Source organism: Vibrio sp. ABH4_348 (assembly GCF_056159765.1).
Genome location: NZ_JBSWVW010000001.1, coordinates 2,694,774 through 2,716,773 on the forward strand (window position 1 = coordinate 2,694,774; position 22,000 = coordinate 2,716,773).

The following is a 22,000-nucleotide window of genomic DNA, read 5'->3' on the forward strand; positions in this document are numbered from 1 at the left end:
ATCTATTTAAGCGCTAACTTCACATTTCGGTTGTTCCAACAACCCAAACCATCCGGCAACGTTTCTTTAATCTTTAAATATTTAGGGGTGATCTGAGTAATACGCCCATTATTGAGCCCCAAATACTGCCCTGCTCGAACTTGGACCACCTGTCCATTTGGTGTTTGAATCAAAGCTTGAATTGCTCCGCCACTACTCATAACACCGCGTAGCTTCAACTTATTCAGTGCAAATCGCTCTAATTTACCTGTCTTTTTGCGCGATGACGGCTGCCAACATTCTTTCTTAGCAACGGGCTGACTTTGCACCACCGCTACTTTTGGCAGGGCAAATGGCAACCTAGCATCATGCTCCGTGAATTGTGCGGCTTGAAAATCTAGGATCGGTGCCAGATCCGGTACCTCTCTTTGCGCGGTTAATTCAGTCTGGCTAATAAAGTCCTGCACAGGGGAGGTATTCGCTTGGCATCCAATAAGAAGCAACCCAGCTAAGCTGGCTAATAAAGACTTATTTCGCATCATCTACCTCCGGCTTAAACTGATAGGTAAAGGCACGAACCCGGAAGTGCAATGTGCTACTTTCCAAGCTGACTCGTTGCCAGTCGACATCTTCAAAGTGAATCACACGCGGTAGCTCAGCAATCGCTTGGGAGAACTGTCCTATATGATCAAACTCTCCCGTTAATTCGATGTTGAGCGGTAAGCGGTACAAGAACTCTTGATTTTGTTTTTCGCCCCAGTCAATTCGGGTGAACGTCAATGCGTTTTTCAGTCCAACTTCGTTAACCGATGCCAGCATACTTGCCAACTCTTTTTGAACGGGCAGCTGTCGGGATAAGTAATCATAGCGCTCCGATAACTCATCCAATTGTTGTTTCATCTTCGGTAAAGTCGCCGCTTTATTCGCCTTTATGGTAGCAACGGTTTTTTGGGTCGCTTCTTCTTGTCTCAAATTGGCAAGACTTTCGTTCATCGGCTTTAAGTAAAACCAGTAACCAATACCCTGCAGTGCCAAAATAAGCACGACAATCACTAAAATCTGTGCGCCAAGTGGCCACTCCATGATTTCATCGAGCTCTAAATCTTGAGGTCTAGCCATTATTGGATTCCCCCTTGTCTACGTTCTGAACAAAGGAGTGCGCATCAAAGTAGAATGACAACTCAAAGTCTTGAAACTTCTTATTAAAACGCGGCCTGTCATGAATGATCGAGTGCATTTCGACATTAGATAAATGCGGTGAACGCTCCAAGTTATCCAACATAGTGGCCAACCGTGATGTTGAGTCACTGATACCCGAGATCGAAATTTGTTGACCATTCATATCAATTTTGTCGACATACACACCTTCAGGAATAAGGTGCGGAATCAAATTCATAAAGTCAGTGGTTTTGTTGCGTTTAACCTGTAGCTCTTCCACTACTTTCAAACGAGTAAGCAAAGACTGATGCTCTTTTTCCACTTCTTTTAGCGATTCAATGCGCGCATCAAGTTGAGCGATATAACTGTTAATTTGGTTCAATCGCGCTTTTTGTTGATCAATTTGATCTTGGAAAAAGAACCCCAACCCGTATTGAATGCCAAAAGCCACAAAACAACCCAACACGAGTAAACCGACAAATCTGCGTTTGTGTTCCTCTCGTTGTGCCTCGCGCCAAGGCATGAGGTTGATGCTATGCAACATGATCAGCCTCCATCCAGTTGATACCTCTCAAAGCCAATCCAGCAGCAGTTCCAAATGTCGCGCCGCTAGAAGAGCTCGCTTTGCGTTTAGTGCGTACTTTGGAGTTCATCAATCTAAGTACGTCGAGAGTTTCACATTCAAGATTCATGGTCTGAACAATTTTTTCAGCCACTTCTGCCACGGCCGAACCGCCACCAGTTAACCACACGCCTTGCACAGGGCTACCTTGGGAGGATGCCAACATTTGCAAATTGCGCTGCAGCCTCTCAACTACATTGTTAGCAAAACGCGAGCTGGCATCGTTATCGACCGATTCGTCTTTAGCAAAAGATTCTAATAACCGAGTGCCAACCGCCATCTCTCGACAAAAAGGTGATTTATCAGCAAAATCGAGACACATGGTCGATTGAGTGTGTCCAATGTCCAATAAAATCCAGTCCGATTTATTCAAGGACTCTGAGGCTAAGTTCCAAATTTCAACCAACCCGTGAGCATGAACGTCGACTAGAATTGGTTTAAACCCCGCTTTCTCCGCTGCATTTAAGCGACTCTCTACGATGTCTTTTTTTGACGCATAGACCTGATAAGACAAAGAATTGGAGTTGCTAGGGCCATCGAATACGGGGACATAGTCCAAGTTGAGTTCTTCTACTGGAAACGGGCTTTGATGTGAGAAGGCTTGCAATATGGCAAACTCAACTTCTCGTTCATCGATATCCGAATCTATCTGGAGTACTTTGCTTATCACTGCACTGTCTGGCACCGACAACACAATTTGACTTGAAAACATCGGCAGATCTTTTTTGAGTTGTTTGAGTTTTTTTACAATCTTCTGATGATTCAAGGTGTGGTTTTCGGCGAAAATACCAGCATCGATTGGCAGTTCTTTATAACCCACAACGGCATAATTATTTCGAGACGGCCTCAGCACCACAGCCTTAATACTGTGATGTCCGATGTCTATGCCGGTAATAAGTGGTTTGCCCATACAACTAACTCCATACCAATTGTTTGGCTCTTATGCTTATAATTGACGAATCGATACACCACTCATAACGGGGTTATCTAACTAACCGATTGAGTGTACTAGGGTTTGCATTGTGTGAACCTCAATTTATCAGGGAATATCCAGTGAAGTTCATAAAGCGACTGTTCATTTTTTCATTGGTTTGCATCTTTCTTGGAGTCACCACAATTTTTGGTTTCTACTTGTATGTCAAACCCGAGCTACCAGACGTAGCAACGTTGAAAGATGTTAAGTTACAGACACCAATGCAAGTTTTCAGTCGTGACGGCCAACTTATCTCTCAATTTGGTGAAAAGCGTCGCATTCCTGTCAAATATGAAGATATTCCTCAAGAACTGATCGATGCGCTTATCGCAACCGAAGACAGCCGTTTTTATGACCATCCCGGTATCGACCCAATTGGTATCGTTCGTGCCGCTTTTGTTGTTGCCATGTCCGGCAGTGCCAAACAAGGTGCCAGTACCCTAACCCAGCAACTTGCTCGAAACTTCTTCTTAACCAACGAGAAGAAGATCATGCGTAAAATCAAAGAGATTTTCATCGCCATCCACATTGAACGATTACTGACAAAACAAGAGATCCTCGAGCTGTATGTCAATAAAGTATTCCTTGGTTATCGTTCGTATGGCTTTGGCGCCGCTGCGCGAGTCTACTTCGGTCGAGAACTCGACCAACTTACATTAAGCGAACTTGCCATGTTAGCAGGTATGCCTAAAGCCCCATCTACCATGAATCCGCTGTATTCTTTGGAAAGAGCAACCAATCGCCGCAACGTCGTGTTATTGCGAATGTTGGATGAAAAATACATTACCAAAGAAGAGTTTGAAGCCGCCAAAGCGTCACCTATTGTAGCTCGTTATCACGGTGCAGAAATCGAATTAAGTGCGCCCTACGTCGCAGAGCTAGCACGAGCTTGGATGGTGGAACGTTATGGTGAAGAGGTTTACACCTCAGGTAAACGTGTTTACACCACCGTCACCTCCAAATTACAAACAACCGCGACAGAGGCAGCGATCAACAACTTATTGGCCTACGACCAGCGCCATGGTTTTAGAGGTGCCATAGACACTTGGTGGCAACCAAACGAGCCAGTACCTTCCCGTGAGACAATTAATCAGAAGCTGGATGATTTACCAATTTACGGTCCACTCATCCCTGCAGTGGTAACAGACACGTTTGACAGATCAATTGAAATTATGGTCAAACGCCATGGAAACCAAACTATAGATTGGGACGGTTTAAAGTGGGCAAGACGTTTTGTTACCGATACTCGTCAAGGACCTGAGCCAAATAAGGCCGCTGATATAGTCAACGTTGGTGAAGTTATCTGGGTTCAGAAGTTTGAAGTAAACAACCAAGAGACAGGGGAGTTAGAAACGCTGTGGAATTTGAGCCAGTTACCTGACGCCAATACCGCTTTTGTCGCACTCAACCCGGAGAATGGTTCACTTGAAGCGTTAGTCGGTGGCTTCAACTTTATCCACAACAAGTTTAACCGAGCGACCCAATCGATACGTCAAGTTGGTTCAAGTATTAAACCTTTCATTTATTCTGCAGCGGTAGACTCAGGTATGACTTTGGCAACCTTGGTTAACGATGCACCGATAAATCAATGGGACCAAAGCCAAGGCACGGCGTGGCGTCCTAAAAATTCGCCACCGAAGTATATTGGCCCAACTCGCATGCGTATTGGCTTAGCCACATCAAAAAATGTCATGGCGGTTCGAGTTCTGCGAGAAGTTGGCTTAGACCCTACTCGTGAATATTTAACGCGATTTGGTTTCAAATTAGATGAACTGCCGAGATCAGAAACCATTGCACTTGGAGCGGGCAGCTTAACGCCAGTACAAATGGCTCAAGGGTATTCAGCCTTTGCCAACGGTGGTTATTATGTAGAGCCTTATTTTATTGAGCGTGTTGAGTCGCCGTTCGGCGAAATTGAACACCAAGCTGCACCTCTAACCATTTGCCGTCAAGAATGCCAAGCTCAGGCTTTGTCTGAAGCAACCGATTTGCAAGACACCTCGATTGTAGAAGAAGACGTAGATTCGCAATACGCACCTAGAATTATCTCTGAAAACACCGCGTTCCTGATGCGTGAAATGTTATATAGCAACGTTTGGGGTGGTGGTAACTGGGCACAAAATACCGGATGGAATGGTACTGGTTGGCGTGCACAGTCTTTAAAACGACGTGATGTTGGAGGAAAAACGGGAACTACCAACGATTCTAAAGATGCTTGGTACAGCGGCTATGGCCCTGGGATTGTCGCCACCGTTTGGGTTGGTTTTGATGACCATAATCGCGAGTTAGGTAAGAGTAGTTACAACAATAACTTAGGAAGAAATCAAGTGTCAGGTGGCGAAGCGGGAGCTAAAACCGCTCAACCTGCATGGGTAGACTTCATGGCAGTCGCACTTGAAGATACGCCTCAACAGCGCAAGCAAATTCCCGACGATATTGTTCGAGTAAGAATTGACCGAGATTCGGGTTTACTTACTAACCAATCAGGTCCTTCTTCAATGTTTGAATATTTTGTGTCTGGGACAGAACCCAATAAATACGTTGAAGACAAAGTGAACGGAGACTTGTACTCCGAGCCGACATCGGACGAGCTTTTCTAAGGCGCTGTCTATTCTATTCTCCGCCACATCATTTAAACGGGTACTTGTTACCCGTTTAGTTTTTCTCGAATCAGAACGGCTAATTTTTCATAGCGTTTGCGTAGTGGCGAACCCGGACGATAAGCCAGTACGATACTCCGGCTCGGAGTCGGGTTGACGGCCTCAATATAACACACTCCATCCTTATTGCGGTTGTCAGGAAGCGCCAACTGTGGAATTAAAGTGATCCCAGCGCCTGCCGCAACCATATTGCGCAATGTTTCCAGACTGGTTGCTTTAAATCTTTCATCATCTTTAGCACCCGCTGCAAAACAGTAACCTAACGCTTGGTCTCTTAGGCAGTGCCCATCTCCTAGAGACAATACGATACGACCATTCAGCAAATTCATATCGATCTCAGGGAGCGATGCCCACTCATGTGAATTAGGCACCGCCAAGCTCATTGGCTCTTCGTAGACTTGGACTTCCTTAAAATGTGCCGTTTCTTTTACAGCCGCCAAAACCACACAATCTAACTTGCCGTCTTCCAACTGTCGAACTAGCTCATGAGTTTGGGCTTCGTGTAAGTAGAGTTCCATATCCGGATAAGCTTGTTTCAAACTCGGTACAATTTTGGGCATCAAATACGGCCCAACCGTTGGAATAAAGCCGATGTGTAACGGCCCACGCATTTCGCCATTTTGACCACTCGCCATATCTTGTAGCGTTTTCACCTCATTCAGGATGCGCTTAGCTTGCTCCACCAGCTCCATCCCAGACTCAGTAAATAATACCTTTCGGCTTGAACGCTCCAACAAAGTGCTTCCCAGCTCGGTTTCTAACTTGCGTATTTGTCCGCTCAACGTGGGCTGGCTAACAAAGCAAGCCTCTGCAGCCTTTCTGAAGTGTTTATGCTCAGAGAGCGCAATTAAATACTCTAAATCTCTAATATTCATGGTGCGACTTAAAATAGGAAATGACTATCGAAACCATAGCATCAAACGATTGTACCTATCAAACTAAAAGGCCGATACTTATCTCAACGAAAAGAAGTGCAGATAAGCACTACACTGAAAGCAACCAATCCAAACGAGGAAACATTCATGTTTGCATCAAAAGAAGGCCAAGCCGTACCGAACGTCACATTCCCAACTCGTCAAAATGACCAGTGGGTTAATGTTACTACGGACGAGTTGTTCAAAGACAAAACGGTGATTGTATTTAGCTTGCCGGGCGCATTTACACCAACCTGTTCTTCAAGCCATTTGCCAAGATACAACGAATTGTTCCCTGTATTTAAACAACATGGTGTCGACGACATTCTTTGTGTCTCTGTTAACGATACGTTCGTCATGAATGCATGGAAACAAGACCAAGAAGCAGAAAACATTACCTTTATTCCTGATGGTAACGGTGAATTTACCGAGGGTATGGGACTATTAGTCAACAAAAACGACCTTGGCTTTGGTAAACGTTCATGGCGCTACAGCATGTTGGTGAAAAACGGTGTGGTGGAAAAAATGTTCATTGAACCAAATGAGCCAGGCGACCCGTTCAAAGTGTCAGACGCAGACACTATGTTGAAGCACATCGCTCCAGATTTCAAAACTCAAGAATCCGTTACCGTTTTCACTAAACCAGGATGCCCATTCTGTGCCAAGGCGAAAACGCTACTTACTGAAAAAGGGCTTTCTTTCGAAGAAGTTGTACTCGGCAAAGATGCAACTACTGTTAGCCTAAGAGCAGTCAGTGGCAGAACGACGGTTCCCCAAGTCTTTATTGGTGGAAAACACATAGGCGGCAGCGACGACTTAGAAGCGTATTTCGGCTAACTCACGAGTCTGTGTACAGAGCCCCCAAAAGGGGCTCTTTTATTACCAATCTTATTTTCACGTCAAATTTTTCATACGGAGCAGTCATGGAAACTCGTCATGTTAATGTAGCGGTCATCGGTGGCGGTACCGCAGGTCTAGGGGCCTACCGAGCAGCTAAGCAGCACACAGACAATGTGGTTCTTATTGAAGGCGGACCATTTGGCACCACTTGTGCTCGCGTGGGTTGCATGCCTTCCAAACTATTAATTGCGGCAGCAGAAAGTGTCCACCAGATCGAAAAAGCACACCACTTTGGCGTGCACCCAAATGGCAAGCCGACCATCAACGGTGAACAAGTGATGGCTCGTGTGAAATCTGAGCGTGATCGTTTTGTCGGTTTTGTGCTTGAAGGGGTTGAAGAGATCCCTGAACAAGACAAGATTTTGGGGTACGCCAAGTTTATCGATGCTCATACTTTACAGGTCGACGATCATACAAAAGTCGTTGCTGAAAAAGTGGTCATCGCGACGGGCTCGCGTCCGACTTATCCAGCCGTTTGGCATGAGCTTGGCGACCGACTCATTATCAATGATGATGTGTTTGATTGGGACACATTGCCAAAATCTGTGGCTGTTTTTGGTCCGGGGGTGATTGGTCTCGAACTAGGTCAGTCTCTGCACCGTCTTGGCGTTGATGTCAAAGTGTTTGGCCGTGGGGGACAAGTTGGACCATTAACCGATCCTCAAGTCCACAGCTATGCGACCAAGGCGTTCCAAGAAGAGTTTTACTTGGACCCAGATGCCAACGTCACAAAGATGCAGCTCAGTGAGAACAAGCAGGCTGTTGAAATCCACTACACCACCCTTGACGGTCAAGAAGATACCTTTGTCGTTGACTATGTACTGGCAGCAACGGGACGTCGTCCTAACGTCGACAAACTAGGCCTTGATGCCTTAGACATCGAACTGGACTCAGTAGGCGTACCTAAGGCAGATCATTACACATTACAGACCAGCTTGGCTCATATTTTCATCGCTGGCGATGCCAGTAACCAGATCCCACTGCTACACGAGGCTGCAGATCAGGGCAGAATTGCAGGTGATAATGCTGGACGATTCCCAGATATACGAGCAGGACTACGTCGCAGCATTATTGCCGCGGTCTTCACTGACCCACAGATTGCAATGGTTGGCGAGACACATAAACAGCTATCGGAACGCTTGGGTACCTGCAATTGCTTTGCCACAGGTACCGTGTCCTTTGAAAATCAGGGGCGCTCGCGAGTCATGCTGCGCAACCAAGGGGTACTGAATGTGTATGGCGAGCAAGGAACTGGGCGTTTCCTTGGCGCCGAGATGATGGGACCCAACGCCGAACACCTGGCTCACTTGTTAGCTTGGGCGCACCAAAACAAAATGACGATTTCTCAAATGCTTGATATGCCTTTCTACCACCCTGTGATAGAAGAAGGAGTGAGAACCGCACTGCGCGATCTCAACGCGAAATTGCACTTAGGGCCAGAAATGATCAAACATTGCCTTGATTGTGGTCCGGGCTGCTAACATCGCGTAGCCAGAGACACCCTGAGCATTAAGGAAATAAAATGAGCTGTCCACATTGTCGTGAACCTTGGTTCTGGAAAAAAATTGGGACCTGTCACCGCTGCATGTGGCAGCTTACTTTTTTGACCGCTATTGGTTGGCCTATTTGGTTTTATTTCTTTTCCAATCAAGCTAGTCAAGTTGCAGCCATCGCCGCTTTGTTTGCCAATCTCGCTTTTACAGGTTTGCTAACCCTGCATTTGGTTTTTAAATTCTTGGTTTTGCCATTTAGGGGGAAAGGTTGAGGGCAACACGAACTAGCATGAAGCGGAATCCTTGATCAAAAAAGCCAGTAACTTGATTACTGGCTTTTATTATTACGTTTCGTTATCCAATTTAACCTAGAGCTATATCGGCACTTTTGGTTCAATCAGACAGAATCAACAGATGACTTATTTTAAGCGCTGTTCAGCTTGGTCAATGGCAAACGCAACTTGTTCAGGACCAACTCCGCCTAGCGCGCAGCGCTGTTTCAAGCACGACTCAATGGTCAAAACTGGATAAACGTCCGATTCAATGACATTAGAGAACTGTTGCAGCTCTTCAATAGACAACTCTTCCAACGCACAACCCTTTTCAATTGCGGCTACCACCGCGACACCGACAATATGGTGAGCCTCGCGGAATGGGATTCCTTTAGCCACTAAGTAATCGGCTAATTCAGTAGCATTCGAATACCCCTGCTGAGCCGCTTCTAATGTGCGTGCCTTATTCACTTTGATGCCTTCAAAACACAGTGCAGCCATATCCATGCACACCGCCCAAGTGTCGAGTGCATCAAACAGCCCCTCTTTGTCTTCCTGCATGTCTTTGTTGTAAGCAAGTGGCAGGGCTTTGACTGTCATCATCATGCCCGCAAGTGAACCATACACACGACCAACTTTGCCGCGGATCAGTTCTAGCGCATCCGGATTTTTCTTCTGAGGCATCAATGATGAACCAGAAGTCACGGTATCGGCTAGTTCAAGAAAGTTTGCTTCACCAGAGTTATAGAAGATCATATCTTCCGCCATACGCGATAAATGCAACATTGAAATCGAAGCTACTGACATCAATTCCATCACATGATCACGGTCAGACACGGCATCTAGGGAGTTACGTGTTGCACTGTGAAAGCCTAGGTCTTGAGCAAGCAATTCTCTGTCGATTGCATAAGCGGTACCCGCCAATGCGCCGGAGCCCAGTGGACAAGTATTAAAACGTTGTAGTGCATCTTCAAGGCGGCTGTAATCACGAGCAAACATTTCGACGTACGCCATACACCAATGAGCAAACGTCACCGGTTGCGCACGTTGTAAGTGCGTGTAACCCGGCAGTACCACGTCTTGATTTTTCTTGGCAACTGAAACCAGCTTCTCTTGCAGATGCTTTAAACCACCCAGCAATGACTCAGATTGCTCACGGCACCATAGTTTAAGGTCTGTTGCCACTTGGTCGTTCCGAGAACGACCGGTGTGAAGCTTTTTACCTAAGTCACCAACTTTAGCGATCAATGCTTGCTCTACCCAAGAATGGATGTCTTCAGCATCTGAAGCCAAGATCTGCTTCGGATTTTCGACCACCCTCGCCTTAAGTTCTACTAGTGCTTGCTCAAGCTGTGTTTGCTCCTGTGCTGTCAACACACCTACAGTCACTAACGCTTTAGACCAAGCAATCGAACCCACGATATCTTGTTCAGCCAATCGGTAATCAAAACCCAAAGAGTCATTGAAATCTTTAAAACGGGTATCCGCTTGTTGAGTAAATCTGCCGCCCCATAATGCCATGGCGAGTCTCCTTTAGGATGAAAAAGATAAGTTGGGTAACGAGTATGGGTGGCTCAGTACGAGCCACACCATTGATTGCTGTGTTGGTTTACTTCTTAGTATTGTGAAGCGCGCGAATACGGCTTGATAGTGAGTAAAGACGGATAAAGCCTTCAGCGTGGCTTTGGTCGTATACTTCGTCTGCACCAAAGGTTGCAAACTCTTCTGAATACAAGCTGTTTGGCGAGCGTTTTTGTGTGACAATCGCCTGGCCTTTGTAAAGCTTGATAACCACTTCACCGTTCACGTCTTTCGCCAAGTCATCGGTTGCCGCAAATAGTGAACTGCGCAGCGCGGTAAACCAACGACCATCGTAAACTAATTGTGCTGCTTTAACACCGAGCTCTTCACGGAATTCAAACGAGGCCTTGTCCAAAACAAGCTGCTCAATCGCACGCAGTGCTTCCATGATGATGGTCCCACCCGGAGTTTCGTAACAACCGCGAGACTTCATACCAACCAAACGGTTTTCTACGATATCGATACGACCTACGCCGTGCTCGCTACCTTTATGGTTCAAGTACTGAACCGTTTTGTATGGTGACAGCTTTTGACCGTCGACTTCGACAACTTCACCATTTTCAATCTTGATGTTTACGTACTCTGGAGTATCTGGTGCCTGCTCCGGATTTTTCGTCCAAACCCAACATTCGTCCGTTGGTGCACTCCACGGGTCTTCTAGCACACCACCCTCAGTAGAGATATGCCAAGCATTGGCATCACGAGAGTAAATTTTAGTCAGTGATGCTGAACAAGGGATGTTGCGCTCAGCAAGGTAATCTAGACATTCTTCACGGCTCACCAAATCCCACTCACGCCAAGGCGCGATCACGTGTAGGTCTGGTGCAAGGGCAGCAAATGCGCCTTCAAAACGCACTTGGTCGTTACCTTTACCGGTACAGCCATGACATAGAGCATCTGCACCCACTTTACGTGCCACTTCAACTTGTGCTTTAGCGATGATAGGACGAGCCATTGAAGTACCAAGCAGGTACTTACCTTCATAGCAAGCGCCTGTTTTTAGTGTTGGGTAAATGTAGTCGGCAACCATCTCTTCTTTTAGGTCAACGACATAACATTCCGATGCACCAGAGGCTTTCGCCTTTTCTTCAATGCCTTCAAGTTCATACACTTCTTGGCCAACATCGGCAACAAATGCAACCACTTCACAGTCGTAGTTTTCTTTTAACCACGGAATGATAACGGAGGTATCTAGGCCGCCAGAATACGCGACCACGACTTTATTAATATTTGGTTTACTCATTGTATTTCTCCACTGACCAAAAACGCTTAGTCGCTGCATTTGGTATTAATTGTTTTTATGGGTGAAAACGCGTTCCAACGTTTTCGCCGGAAAATAGTTGCTTTAGTTCTTCGGGGTAACGCCAACTGGCAACTTCAATCGCTCTGCCAAGTTCTCTAGCCGCTTGCAGGGCTGCCTGCACTTTGACAATCATGCCATCGGTAATCACTTTGGCTTCGATAAGGGCTTCTGCTTGAGTTTGGTCTAACTGGTTAAGCAATTGACCTTTACCATCCAGTACACCACTCACATCAGACAAGAGCACTAACTCTGCATCCAGTGCAGCTGCCACTGCCACTGCGGCTTGGTCAGCATTGACGTTCATCAGTTCACCTTCGTTAGACAATCCAATCGAGCTAATAATTGGTAATGCGCCCGTGCTAAGAACGGCTTTAAGGACTGTGCTATCGCCCGCTGTTGCGCTTCCGACATTACCTAGCTCAGCATCCAACTGTTCGACGTTACACAAACCACCATCCGCAAGACTGAAACCGACAGTGTTCAAACCTGCTTGAATTGCCATGCCTTGCAAAGTTTTGTTCGCCGTTCCAGCAAGAGCACCTGTGATGTAGCCGATATGCTCTTTTGGTGTCACTCTCAATCCTTTCTTTTTCACTGTAGGCAGTGAAAGTGCAGACATCAGGTCGTCGACTAAGTAGCCACCGCCATGAACCAAGACAATCTGCCTATCCGCTTGGCTTTGGTATTGAGCGATGGCTGCAAAAACCTTTGCCAACGTTTCTGGTGAAGACAGTGCGGCGCCGCCAAATTTAAGAACCAAAGGTTTTGTCATCTTTCGGCTCCTACACAAGCGATTGGGTTTCATTAAACCCGTAATGAATATTTAGGCATTGCATCGCTTGGCTTGATGCGCCCTTCAATAAGTTGTCAATTGCAGAGACGATAATCAGATGCTGCCCATCTCGTTTCCAGCCGATATCGCAAAACGGTGTGTGTTGTACATCTTGTAGTTTCGGAAGGTCAGCTTTGACTCGCACTAACGGCTTGTGTTGGTAGGCTTTATCAAATGCAGCTGAAATTTGTTCGTCACTCACATCGCCAGTAAGTTTGACCGTAATTGTCGCTAAAATACCGCGTTTGAAATTGCCTAAGTGCGGAGTAAAGATCACTGGTGTGTCTAAATGCGCCGCGATTTCAGGTTGGTGTCTATGGTTGAACACCCCGTAGGCATGGTGGCTGACTTCACAAAAGCTGTTTGTTAACGTCGCTTTTCGACCGGCACCAGATACGCCACTTACGGCGTTAATCACTGGCCATTGTTGAGTATCCAAAATTTGTGCAGAAAGTAGCGGTTTAAGAGCCAATTGTGAGGCGGTTGGATAACATCCAGGCACGGCGACCAACTTGCTAGATTTGATTGCTTCAGTATTCCACTCCGCTAAACCGTAGGCTGCTTGATCCAACAATTGGGAGAACTGGTGTTCAAAGCCGTAAAACTTCTCGTAAAAGCCTTCACTTTTAACACGAAATGCACCTGATAAATCAAAAACCTGACAACCCGCATTTAGAAAGGTTTGTGCAAGATCGTGGGAAACTTCGTGAGCAGTAGCTAAAAAAACCACATCGGATTCACTTGCGACTGACTCTACGTCTGTCATTGCTTGGACAGGTACATCCACCAAGCCAACCAACGGTCCATGTAAATCACTAAGTAGCTTTCCAGCATCAACGCTGTTGGCGGAAACGTACAAACCTGATAGCGTAAGTTCTGGGTGACGAGACACCATGAGTGCCAGTTCCGCTCCCGTGTATCCCGTTGCTCCAATTATGGTTGTCTTTAGCATCTTAACTTACCCTTGGATAGCCTAAGCAAATAATGACTATCAATTTAAAATAACTTAATCAAAATGACTTTATATTCATTTTAAATGATTTAATATGCTTTTTACCCTTTCCCTATCTCTGTGTCAATAACCAAGGAATAGATATCGTGCAATTACCTAGCTTTCTTGATGTTTACCAAGGCCTTATTTCAACTTCATCAATCAGCTCAACCGAGCCTAGTTGGGATGAAGGTAACCAAGCGGTTATTGAAAAGATGGAAACTTGGTTTGCTGACCTAGGCTTTGAAACCGAAACCGTGCAAGTGGAACCGGGAAAATACAATCTCATTGCTAAAAAAGGACAAGGGGAAGGAGGTCTGCTACTGGCGGGCCACAGTGATACGGTTCCTTTTGACGAAGGACGCTGGAATTTCAACCCTCATGCCTTAACTGAAAAAGACAACCGTTTTTACGGTTTGGGCACCGCCGATATGAAAGGCTACTTTGCGTTTATCTATGAAGCGGCGAAACGCATGGATTGGAGCAAACAAAGCAAGCCACTTTATGTACTCGCTACGTGTGATGAAGAGACTACAATGCTGGGCGCACGTCATTTCTCTAGCGATGCACCTTTTAAACCTGACTATTGCATCATTGGTGAGCCAACGAGCTTAACCCCGATTCGCGCTCATAAAGGTCATGTCGCTAACGCCATTAGAGTCACGGGGCGCTCTGGTCACTCATCGGATCCAAGTTTGGGTGTTAATGCAATCGACATCATGTATGACGTTATATTTGCACTCAAAGAGCTCAAGCAAAAACTGATTAAGGAATATCATCACCCTGGATTTGCCATTCCAAACCCGACATTGAACTTAGGCCATATTCACGGTGGAGATAGTCCCAACCGCATCTGTGGCTGTTGCGAGTTGCACTACGATGTTAGACCACTGCCGGGGATCAGTTTGGATGGCCTAGATAACATGCTCAAATCGGCGCTTGCAGAAGTTGAAGCGAAATGGCCGGGGCGCATTGACATCACTCCTTTACACGAACCCATTCCCGGCTACGAATGTAATGCCAATCATCACTTTATTGAAGGTATCGAACATATCTGTGAAAAGCCTGCAGAAACCGTTAACTACTGTACCGAAGCGCCATTTTTACAGCAGCTCTGCCCAACCTTGGTATTAGGTCCAGGTTCAATCGACCAAGCACACCAACCAGATGAGTTCTTGGCGTTCGAATACATAGATCCGACTATCAACATTCTCAGCAAGGCAATACGTCAATATTGTTTTGACTAAGTCACGATACCAACATTAAGACTCTTTGCCGTCGGTGCTCACTCAGTGCCGACCTTTTTGAGCAATATTCTGTAGTTTTATTTCAACTTACCAATTTCTTCTTAACATTCACTTGCACTAAAAATGCAATCTAAGCGTGCTCAATTTGACGTCATAGGGCTATTTTCGCTAAATTGACACACTTGCATGATACACAATGGATGTAATTTTTTTACAAGGCAGGATGACAATGAATGAGAAATACTCTGCATTGAGAAGCAATGTCAGTATGCTAGGCCACTTGCTTGGCAATACGATTAAGGATGCTCACGGAGACGTTGTCCTTGAAAAAGTTGAATCAATTCGTCAACTTTCAAAGGCCGCACATGACGGCACACAAGATGATAGAGACCGACTCATCAATGAAATTGAAGGACTCAGCAATGAAGAGCTGATTCCTGTTGCTCGAGCGTTTAACCAGTTTTTGAACCTCACCAATATCGCTGAGCAATACCACACTATTTCTCGCCACTGCGAATCGAACGTTTGCGAGCCAGATGCTATTAGCAGTTTGTTTGACAAACTTGAGCAAAACAAAATTAGCAAGCTTGATGCGGCCAATGAAATTCGCAACTTAAATATCGAGCTCGTGCTCACCGCTCACCCGACAGAAATTACTCGTCGCACCATGATCAACAAGCTAGTGAAGATAAATGAGTGTTTATCGAAACTGGAGCTAGCTGATCTATCTGGAAAAGAAAGACAAAAAACAGAGCGCCGCCTAGAACAATTAGTGGCACAAAGCTGGCACTCGGATGAGATTCGCAAACAGCGTCCTACGCCGCTTGATGAAGCTAAATGGGGTTTCGCTGTTGTTGAAAACTCGCTTTGGGATGCCGTACCTGAGTTTTTGCGTGAACTTGATGTCAAAGTATCCGAACACCTAGGCGATCGTCTACCGATTGATTTCCGTCCAGTGCACTTCTCTTCTTGGATGGGTGGTGACCGTGACGGTAACCCGTTTGTGACTCATAAAATCACTCGCGAAGTAATGCTGTTGTCGCGCTGGAAAGCGGCTGACTTATTCCTAGAAGACATCAATGAACTTGTCAGCGAGTTGTCAATGACGCGCTGCAACGACACGTTACGACAGTTGGCAGGTGACGAAGCACACGAACCTTATCGTGAAGTTCTAAAAGGATTACGCGCTTTACTACTCGATACCAAAAACATTTTAGAAGCCAAAATCAATGGTGAAGACCTCTCTGTAAAAGCACCACTGAAAAGTGCTGAGCAGCTTTGGACTCCACTAGAAGCTTGTTACCAGTCTCTACACGAGTGTGGCATGGGTGTCATCGCCGATGGTTCCCTGCTGGATACCTTGCGCCGCGTGAAAGCATTTGGTGTGCATTTGGTGCGTCTCGACATTCGTCAAGAGAGCACTCGTCATTCGGATGTACTATCCGAGCTGACACGTCACCTAGGGATAGGCGACTACGACTCTTGGAGTGAAGCTGACAAAGTAGCGTTTTTAACCAACGAACTAAGCTCAAAACGCCCGCTTCTACCTCTCGATTGGCAACCATCAGAAGCAGTTCAAGAAGTACTGGATACCTGCCGCATCATCGCAAAGCAGCCAAAAGAAGCGTTTGGCGCTTACGTGATCTCAATGGCGCGTACCGCGTCGGATGTACTGGCCGTTCACTTATTGCTTCAAGAGGTAGGCTGTCCGTATCGCATGGATGTATGTCCATTGTTCGAAACACTGGATGACTTGAATAATGCTGAAGCGGTTATGGGGCAACTGTTTGACATCGACCTGTATCGCGGCTTTATCCAAAACCATCAAATGGTGATGATTGGCTATTCAGATTCCGCAAAAGATGCAGGTGTAATGGCTGCTGGCTGGGCGCAGTATAGCGCGATGGAAGCACTGGTTCGCCTTGGTGAAGAAAACGATGTGGAACTTACTCTATTCCACGGCCGAGGTGGTACGGTAGGCCGAGGCGGAGCTCCTGCTCACGCCGCGTTATTGTCTCAACCACCAAAGAGCCTGAAAGGTGGACTTCGTGTAACAGAACAAGGTGAGATGATTCGCTTTAAGCTTGGCTTGTCTGAGGTTGCCGTGAATAGCTTCCACATGTACGCCAGCGCCATCCTAGAAGCCAACTTGTTACCACCACCAGAGCCAAAACAAGAATGGCGCGACTTGATGCAAGTGTTGTCTGAGGTCAGTTGCGAAGCCTATCGTGGTATCGTACGCGGCGAGCCAGATTTTGTGCCTTATTTCCGTCAAGCCACACCTGAATTGGAATTGGGTAAACTGCCATTGGGCTCGCGACCTTCTAAACGTAACCCTAACGGCGGCGTTGAAAGTCTGCGTGCCATTCCATGGATCTTCTCATGGAGTCAAAACCGTTTGGTTCTTCCTGCTTGGCTAGGCGCCGGTGAAGCGATTCAGTACTCAGTTGATAAAGGTCATCAAGCCTTGCTTGAGGAAATGTGTCGTGAATGGCCTTTCTTCTCAACTCGCCTGGGTATGCTGGAAATGGTTTACTCAAAATGCGATAGCCAAATCTCAAGCTACTACGATCAACGTCTAGTAGAACCTGAACTGGTAAAACTTGGCGACAAACTTCGCTCGCAGCTAGAACAAGACATCAAGTCTGTACTCAACGTTGAAAACAACGAAAACTTGATGCAAAGCGATCCTTGGGGACTAGAATCCATTCGTCTGAGAAATATCTACGTTGAGCCACTCAATATGCTACAGGCAGAACTTCTGCACAGAACCCGTCGTTCAGAACAAGATTCACCAGAGCTGGAAGAAGCATTGATGATCACTATCGCGGGTATTGCTGCTGGTATGCGTAATACAGGTTAGGTTATCTAAGAATACAAAGGTAAAGGTCTGCCACAGTGCAGACCTTTTTTGTATTAGACAAAAATTCAGACTACTTTTTAAACTAACAAGGAGAAATATTACAGTATAAAAAACCAAGAAATACCAAAAAAACAGAAAATTAAGAAATTTAAAACCAAAAGGTTGCATTAATGAGTTTTTTATCAGTTTTTTGATAATTCTGACAACAGTATTCCACTTTGTGCTTATTATTTAGATATACTACTGCTCCTCTGCATAACCAATAAAAGCAACACTACGCAGAGATAATTATTATTACCCTAGGTGATAACGGCTTTTGAGGTGACATGACCAACCTAGTGTTGGCGTGATTGGAAACAAGTTGATAACAGTGCCGACAAAGAAGCACAAACGACATCCAATCATAGATTTGAAGTATATTTGACCACTTGGATTAAAAACATGTCATTACCACACGTAATTCTAACTGTCCTAAGCACACGAGATGCAACTGGATACGACATAACAAAAGAATTCTCAGCCAGCATTGGCTATTTCTGGAAAGCAAGCCATCAGCAAGTGTATCGCGAACTCAACAAGATGGCAGATAAGAATCTTGTCACTTGCGTATTAGAGCCTCAAGAAGGCAAGCCAGACCGCAAAGTATATTCAATTACAGACGCAGGTCGCTCCGCCCTTGGTGAGTGGTTTGATCAACCCACCAATCACCCAACAGTGCGCGATGAGTTTTCTGCTAAGCTAATGGCTTGTGCAGTTCAATCATCAGAACCGTATCGCCACCAATTAGTAGAACTGATTGACGAGTCACAAAAGCTTGTTGCTCACTACCAAGAAATTGAGTCAACGTATTACTCAATTCCTGCGGCGCTAAACAAGCAGCAACGTCTAGAGCGTCTGACTTTGCGTCGTAACTTACTGACTCGCCAAGCTTGGTTAGCTTGGGCAGAAGAAGTGGTGACAGAGTTAGATGCGATTGGTTAAGACCAATAGCTAAATCAGCTCGATACAGAAAAGGCAGCGATTATCGCTGCCTTTTTGCATATTGTGACTAGATGACACTGAAGCAAGCTAAATACCGTCACCACCAATAAAGCCGTGTGTTTTGCCGTTAAACTGCTGATCCATATCTAGCGATGGTTTTTCGGTTTGAGGGCGACCTACTATTTTGGCAGGGACACCCGCGACAGTCGTGTGTGCAGGAACGGACTGCAGTACCACAGAACAGGACCCAATTTTGGCCCCTTGCCCAACTTCAATGTTGCCCAGTATTTTGGCTCCAGCACCGATCATTACCCCTTCTCTAATTTTAGGGTGACGATCACCACACTCTTTGCCGGTACCACCAAGGGTAACATCTTGCAAAATGGACACGTCATTTTCGACCACGGCCGTCTCACCAATGACAATCCCCGTCGCGTGGTCAAACATGATGCCATGCCCAATTCTCGCAGCTGGGTGAACGTCTACCTGACAAGCAACCGATATTTGATTCTGTAAATAGGTCGCCAATGCTCGTCGGCCCTGGTTCCAGAGCCAGTTCGCAACGCGGTAACCCTGAAGCGCGTGATAACCTTTTAAGTACAACAGCGGCATAGAGTACATCGCCACCGCAGGATCTCGATTCACCGTTGCGCAGATATCGCAAGCCGCTGCATCAGTAATACTAGGATCACTATTAAATGCTTCCTCAACCACTTCTCGAACCGCCATCGCTGGCATCGATGCGGTATTGAGCTTGTTCGCAAGGATGTAGCTAAGGGCAGCTGCCAAACTGTCGTGTTTGATGATGGTAGCGTGATAAAAACTGCCCAACATAGGCTCTTGCTCGGACAACTCTCGAGCTTCACGAACTATCGCGCTCCAAACATCTTTTTTTTCACAATCTTTCATTTTCCTGATCCCTGGAGTACCACTTTATGTGGACTAGCTCTCTACAGTTTTGTCGCGCGATAACAAAGCGATCGCCGCTTCTTTAGGGTCTTTGCCTTGATACAAAACTTCGTAAATTTGATTCACAATCGGCATTTCAACACCAAGTCGATTCGCCAATAGCCAAACCTCTTTGGTATTGCGGTAGCCTTCAACCACTTGGCCAATTTCATCTTGAGCCTGCTGTACCGCTTGCCCCTGACCCAATGCCAAACCGAAACGTCGGTTTCGAGATTGATTATCGGTACAAGTCAGCACTAAATCGCCCATACCGGCCATGCCTTTGAAGGTATCATTAGACGCCCCCAATGCAACGCCTAAACGGGTCATCTCCACTAATCCACGAGTAATTAGTGCGGCGCGAGCGTTAGCACCAAAACCGATACCGTCGGCAATACCAGCGCCAATCGCAATTACATTTTTAATTGCACCACCAAGCTGCATGCCAATAAAATCGCTGTTTGCATACACGCGGAATGTGCGGCTGCAATGGATTTTCTCTTGTAGCTCTTTTACAAAAGTCTCGTCAGGAGAAGCAACTGAAATAACGGTAGGCAGGCCCATTGCCAACTCTTTGGCAAAAGTCGGCCCCGACAATACAGCTAAGGGATACTCTTCGCCCAATACATCATGAGCAACATCTTTTAGCAGTCGTCCAGTTTCAGGTTCCAACCCTTTGGTAGCCCAACAGATACGACTATCTGAACGCAAAAATGGCTGCATTTGCTGCAAAACGCTGGCAAACGCATGGCTAGGCACAACGACTAATACGTCTTGGCTTCGAGCCAATGCCGCGTGTAAATCAGCTTCAATAATCAATGACTCGGGAAAGTCGACGTCTGGCAGAAATGCTTGGTTACGTCGCTCTTGCTGCAGTGTTTTCATGTGGTCAGGCTCATGCCCCCACAAAATCACCGGAGCTCCGTTTCGTGCCAACGAAATCGCTAACGATGTGCCATAAGAACCTGCACCAAGTACAACCATGCTCACTTGGGAATTATCTTGAAGGGCCTGTTCTGTCATGCCTGCGCCTTAAAAGTACGTAATTGTTCGATATTGTATACCCATCTCTTAGATAGATGCAGCCCAAGGGCGAACTTTTCAAGAGTTGAGATAAATGGATTGCCAAAAAACAAAAATGCACAAGTCAGTTTAACTACTTGTGCATTTTAAGAACGTTCAGCAATAGTGAATTAAGCTTGCGCTTCGCCTTCAGCAGGTTGCGCTTGAGCTTGTTGCTGCAAGTAGTTCATGAATAGCGCGTCGAAGTTAACAGGTGCTAGGTTCAACTGAGGGAAAGTACCTTTAGTCACTAGGCCTGCAATGGTTTCACGAGCGTATGGGAATAGAATGTTAGGGCAGAATGCACCTAGGCAGTGTGCCAATTGACCTGCTTCCATGTTGTCCGCTGTAAAGATACCAGCTTGGTGTACTTCACAAAGGAAAGCCGTCTCTTCTGCATTTTTTACCGTAACCGTTAGACGCAATACAACTTCAAATACGCCTTCACCTAGCTCGTTGCTCTTAGTGTCTAGGTCTAGGTTTACGTCTGGTTGCCATTCTTTTTGGAATACGTTTGGCGAGTTTGGTGCTTCAAACGACAAGTCTTTTAGAAAGATGCGTTGAATAGAGAAATTCTGTTGTGCTTCGTTTTGTGGAGCTGAATCAGCCATGAGTTAAATCCTTTACCTAATCAATTTAGAATATTGTCCGAGACTACCCCGAGAGCGTTTGCATCACTAGTCATCTGCTGAAAAGCGTGCATATGTTCACATCTATCGGGGCTCGCTGTTGGTTTTTCGCCCTGTTGTAGAACGAACACGCCTATTTTTTGCCGCGCACCAATGGCAAGTTCGCTTCACTCCAAGCGACTAGACCATTCTTCAGCAAGTTGACATTTTCAAAGCCAGCTTTTGCCAATTCATTAGCGCTTTCTTGCGCCGTTTGGCCTGTCTTACATACCACGATAACTGGCTGAGATTTTTTGCTCGCCAAGCTACCTAAGTTACCCGCTTTGATCTCAGAAGGAAGAATATGCACAGCATCGGTAATATGCCCTTTGCGGAACTCGTCTTTTGAACGAATATCAACCACGATGCCTTCTTCTTTATTAATCATATGAGTCACTTGCTGCGCCGTAATCTCTTTGTAAGCGGCGGTAGCCGATTTGTAGATGTTAGCAATCAGCGCGATCACGATACCTACCCACACTAGGGAAAGGATCATATTGTTTTGAATAAAATCAATGTACTCTTGCATTGTATCCTGCTCTTACTTCTGGTC

19 protein-coding genes and 1 pseudogene are annotated in these 22,000 nt (G+C 46.0%); 7 read left to right on the plus strand and 13 right to left on the minus strand.

Going from position 1 to position 22,000, the window contains the following annotated elements:
* Positions 1 to 2: 2 nt before the first annotated feature.
* From ACXAFJ_RS12355 to pilM, 4 genes are read right to left on the minus strand one after another with little or no spacing between them, the layout of a single operon-like run.
* A complete protein-coding gene (locus ACXAFJ_RS12355; protein ID WP_475323725.1) occupies positions 3 to 518 on the minus strand; it encodes a pilus assembly protein PilP in 516 nt (171 codons plus the stop codon).
* The gene (locus ACXAFJ_RS12360; protein WP_475323726.1) at positions 508 to 1,098 is read right to left on the minus strand and encodes a type IV pilus inner membrane component PilO; all 591 of its coding nucleotides are present in this window, start codon (positions 1,096 to 1,098) and stop codon (positions 508 to 510) included. Before ACXAFJ_RS12360 ends, ACXAFJ_RS12355 begins: the two co-directional genes overlap by 11 nt.
* On the minus strand, positions 1,091 to 1,681 hold the full coding sequence (locus tag ACXAFJ_RS12365) for a PilN domain-containing protein (RefSeq protein WP_475323728.1): 591 nt from the start codon (positions 1,679 to 1,681) through the stop codon (positions 1,091 to 1,093). Before ACXAFJ_RS12365 ends, ACXAFJ_RS12360 begins: the two co-directional genes overlap by 8 nt.
* Positions 1,671 to 2,669: a type IV pilus assembly protein PilM gene (gene pilM / locus ACXAFJ_RS12370; RefSeq protein WP_475323729.1), complete on the minus strand. Its 999-nt coding sequence runs from the start codon at positions 2,667 to 2,669 to the stop codon at positions 1,671 to 1,673. The genes ACXAFJ_RS12365 and pilM overlap by 11 nt, the downstream gene beginning before the upstream one ends.
* Before the next feature lie 143 nt (positions 2,670 to 2,812).
* On the opposite strand from pilM, the gene ACXAFJ_RS12375 reads away from it, so the two are divergent.
* Positions 2,813 to 5,332 (plus strand): penicillin-binding protein 1A, encoded by a 2,520-nt coding sequence (locus ACXAFJ_RS12375; protein WP_475323730.1) that lies wholly within the window; start codon positions 2,813 to 2,815, stop codon positions 5,330 to 5,332.
* A 47-nt stretch (positions 5,333 to 5,379) separates the two neighbouring features.
* On the opposite strand, the gene oxyR is transcribed toward ACXAFJ_RS12375, so the two are convergent.
* Entirely contained in the window at positions 5,380 to 6,267 is an 888-nt protein-coding gene (oxyR, locus tag ACXAFJ_RS12380) for a DNA-binding transcriptional regulator OxyR (RefSeq protein WP_475323731.1), read from the minus strand.
* A gap of 147 nt (positions 6,268 to 6,414) precedes the next feature.
* Between oxyR and ACXAFJ_RS12385 the strand changes: the two genes are divergently transcribed.
* The 3 genes from ACXAFJ_RS12385 to ACXAFJ_RS12395 all read left to right on the plus strand — a co-directional run bounded on the left by ACXAFJ_RS12385 (position 6,415) and on the right by ACXAFJ_RS12395 (position 8,971).
* Positions 6,415 to 7,143: a glutathione peroxidase gene (locus tag ACXAFJ_RS12385; protein WP_475323733.1), complete on the plus strand. Its 729-nt coding sequence runs from the start codon at positions 6,415 to 6,417 to the stop codon at positions 7,141 to 7,143.
* A gap of 86 nt (positions 7,144 to 7,229) precedes the next feature.
* A complete protein-coding gene (locus tag ACXAFJ_RS12390; RefSeq protein WP_475323734.1) occupies positions 7,230 to 8,687 on the plus strand; it encodes a dihydrolipoyl dehydrogenase in 1,458 nt (485 codons plus the stop codon).
* A 41-nt stretch (positions 8,688 to 8,728) separates the two neighbouring features.
* Complete coding sequence (locus ACXAFJ_RS12395) at positions 8,729 to 8,971, plus strand: DUF3624 domain-containing protein (protein WP_475323735.1); 243 nt, start codon at positions 8,729 to 8,731, stop codon at positions 8,969 to 8,971.
* 153 nt (positions 8,972 to 9,124) lie between these two features.
* On the opposite strand, the pseudogene argH reads toward ACXAFJ_RS12395, so the two are convergent.
* From argH to argC, 4 genes and pseudogenes are all read right to left on the minus strand, one after another.
* Positions 9,125 to 10,492 (minus strand): annotated as a pseudogene (argH, locus tag ACXAFJ_RS12400) (argininosuccinate lyase); the annotation flags it as partial.
* A gap of 88 nt (positions 10,493 to 10,580) precedes the next feature.
* Complete coding sequence (locus ACXAFJ_RS12405) at positions 10,581 to 11,795, minus strand: argininosuccinate synthase (protein ID WP_475323737.1); 1,215 nt, start codon at positions 11,793 to 11,795, stop codon at positions 10,581 to 10,583.
* Positions 11,796 to 11,850: 55 nt separating this feature from the next.
* Positions 11,851 to 12,627, minus strand: a complete 777-nt coding sequence (argB, locus tag ACXAFJ_RS12410; protein ID WP_475323738.1) for an acetylglutamate kinase — start codon at positions 12,625 to 12,627, stop codon at positions 11,851 to 11,853.
* Positions 12,628 to 12,637: 10 nt separating this feature from the next.
* Positions 12,638 to 13,639 (minus strand): N-acetyl-gamma-glutamyl-phosphate reductase, encoded by a 1,002-nt coding sequence (gene argC / locus ACXAFJ_RS12415; protein ID WP_475323739.1) that lies wholly within the window; start codon positions 13,637 to 13,639, stop codon positions 12,638 to 12,640.
* A gap of 146 nt (positions 13,640 to 13,785) precedes the next feature.
* On the opposite strand from argC, the gene argE reads away from it, so the two are divergent.
* The 3 genes from argE (at position 13,786) to ACXAFJ_RS12430 (ending at position 18,769) form a co-directional block, all read left to right on the plus strand.
* Positions 13,786 to 14,925, plus strand: coding sequence for an acetylornithine deacetylase (gene argE / locus ACXAFJ_RS12420; protein WP_475323741.1), 1,140 nt, complete (start codon positions 13,786 to 13,788; stop codon positions 14,923 to 14,925).
* Positions 14,926 to 15,154: 229 nt separating this feature from the next.
* Positions 15,155 to 17,788: a phosphoenolpyruvate carboxylase gene (gene ppc, locus ACXAFJ_RS12425; RefSeq protein WP_475323742.1), complete on the plus strand. Its 2,634-nt coding sequence runs from the start codon at positions 15,155 to 15,157 to the stop codon at positions 17,786 to 17,788.
* 441 nt (positions 17,789 to 18,229) lie between these two features.
* Complete coding sequence (locus ACXAFJ_RS12430; RefSeq protein WP_475323743.1) at positions 18,230 to 18,769, plus strand: PadR family transcriptional regulator; 540 nt, start codon at positions 18,230 to 18,232, stop codon at positions 18,767 to 18,769.
* 87 nt (positions 18,770 to 18,856) lie between these two features.
* Here ACXAFJ_RS12430 and cysE read toward each other — a convergent pair whose 3' ends face one another.
* The 4 genes from cysE to ACXAFJ_RS12450 all read right to left on the minus strand — a co-directional run bounded on the left by cysE (position 18,857) and on the right by ACXAFJ_RS12450 (position 21,976).
* Positions 18,857 to 19,678 carry a serine O-acetyltransferase gene (gene cysE / locus ACXAFJ_RS12435; RefSeq protein WP_475323745.1) on the minus strand — a complete coding sequence of 274 codons (822 nt, stop codon included), beginning with the start codon at positions 19,676 to 19,678 and terminating at the stop codon, positions 18,857 to 18,859.
* Between the two features lie 33 nt (positions 19,679 to 19,711).
* Positions 19,712 to 20,740, minus strand: a complete 1,029-nt coding sequence (gene gpsA / locus ACXAFJ_RS12440; RefSeq protein ID WP_475323746.1) for an NAD(P)H-dependent glycerol-3-phosphate dehydrogenase — start codon at positions 20,738 to 20,740, stop codon at positions 19,712 to 19,714.
* 170 nt (positions 20,741 to 20,910) lie between these two features.
* Positions 20,911 to 21,390, minus strand: a complete 480-nt coding sequence (secB, locus tag ACXAFJ_RS12445) for a protein-export chaperone SecB (RefSeq protein WP_475323747.1) — start codon at positions 21,388 to 21,390, stop codon at positions 20,911 to 20,913.
* Positions 21,391 to 21,541: 151 nt separating this feature from the next.
* The gene (locus ACXAFJ_RS12450) at positions 21,542 to 21,976 is read right to left on the minus strand and encodes a rhodanese-like domain-containing protein (protein WP_475323749.1); all 435 of its coding nucleotides are present in this window, start codon (positions 21,974 to 21,976) and stop codon (positions 21,542 to 21,544) included.
* Between the last annotated feature and the right edge of the window lie 24 nt (positions 21,977 to 22,000).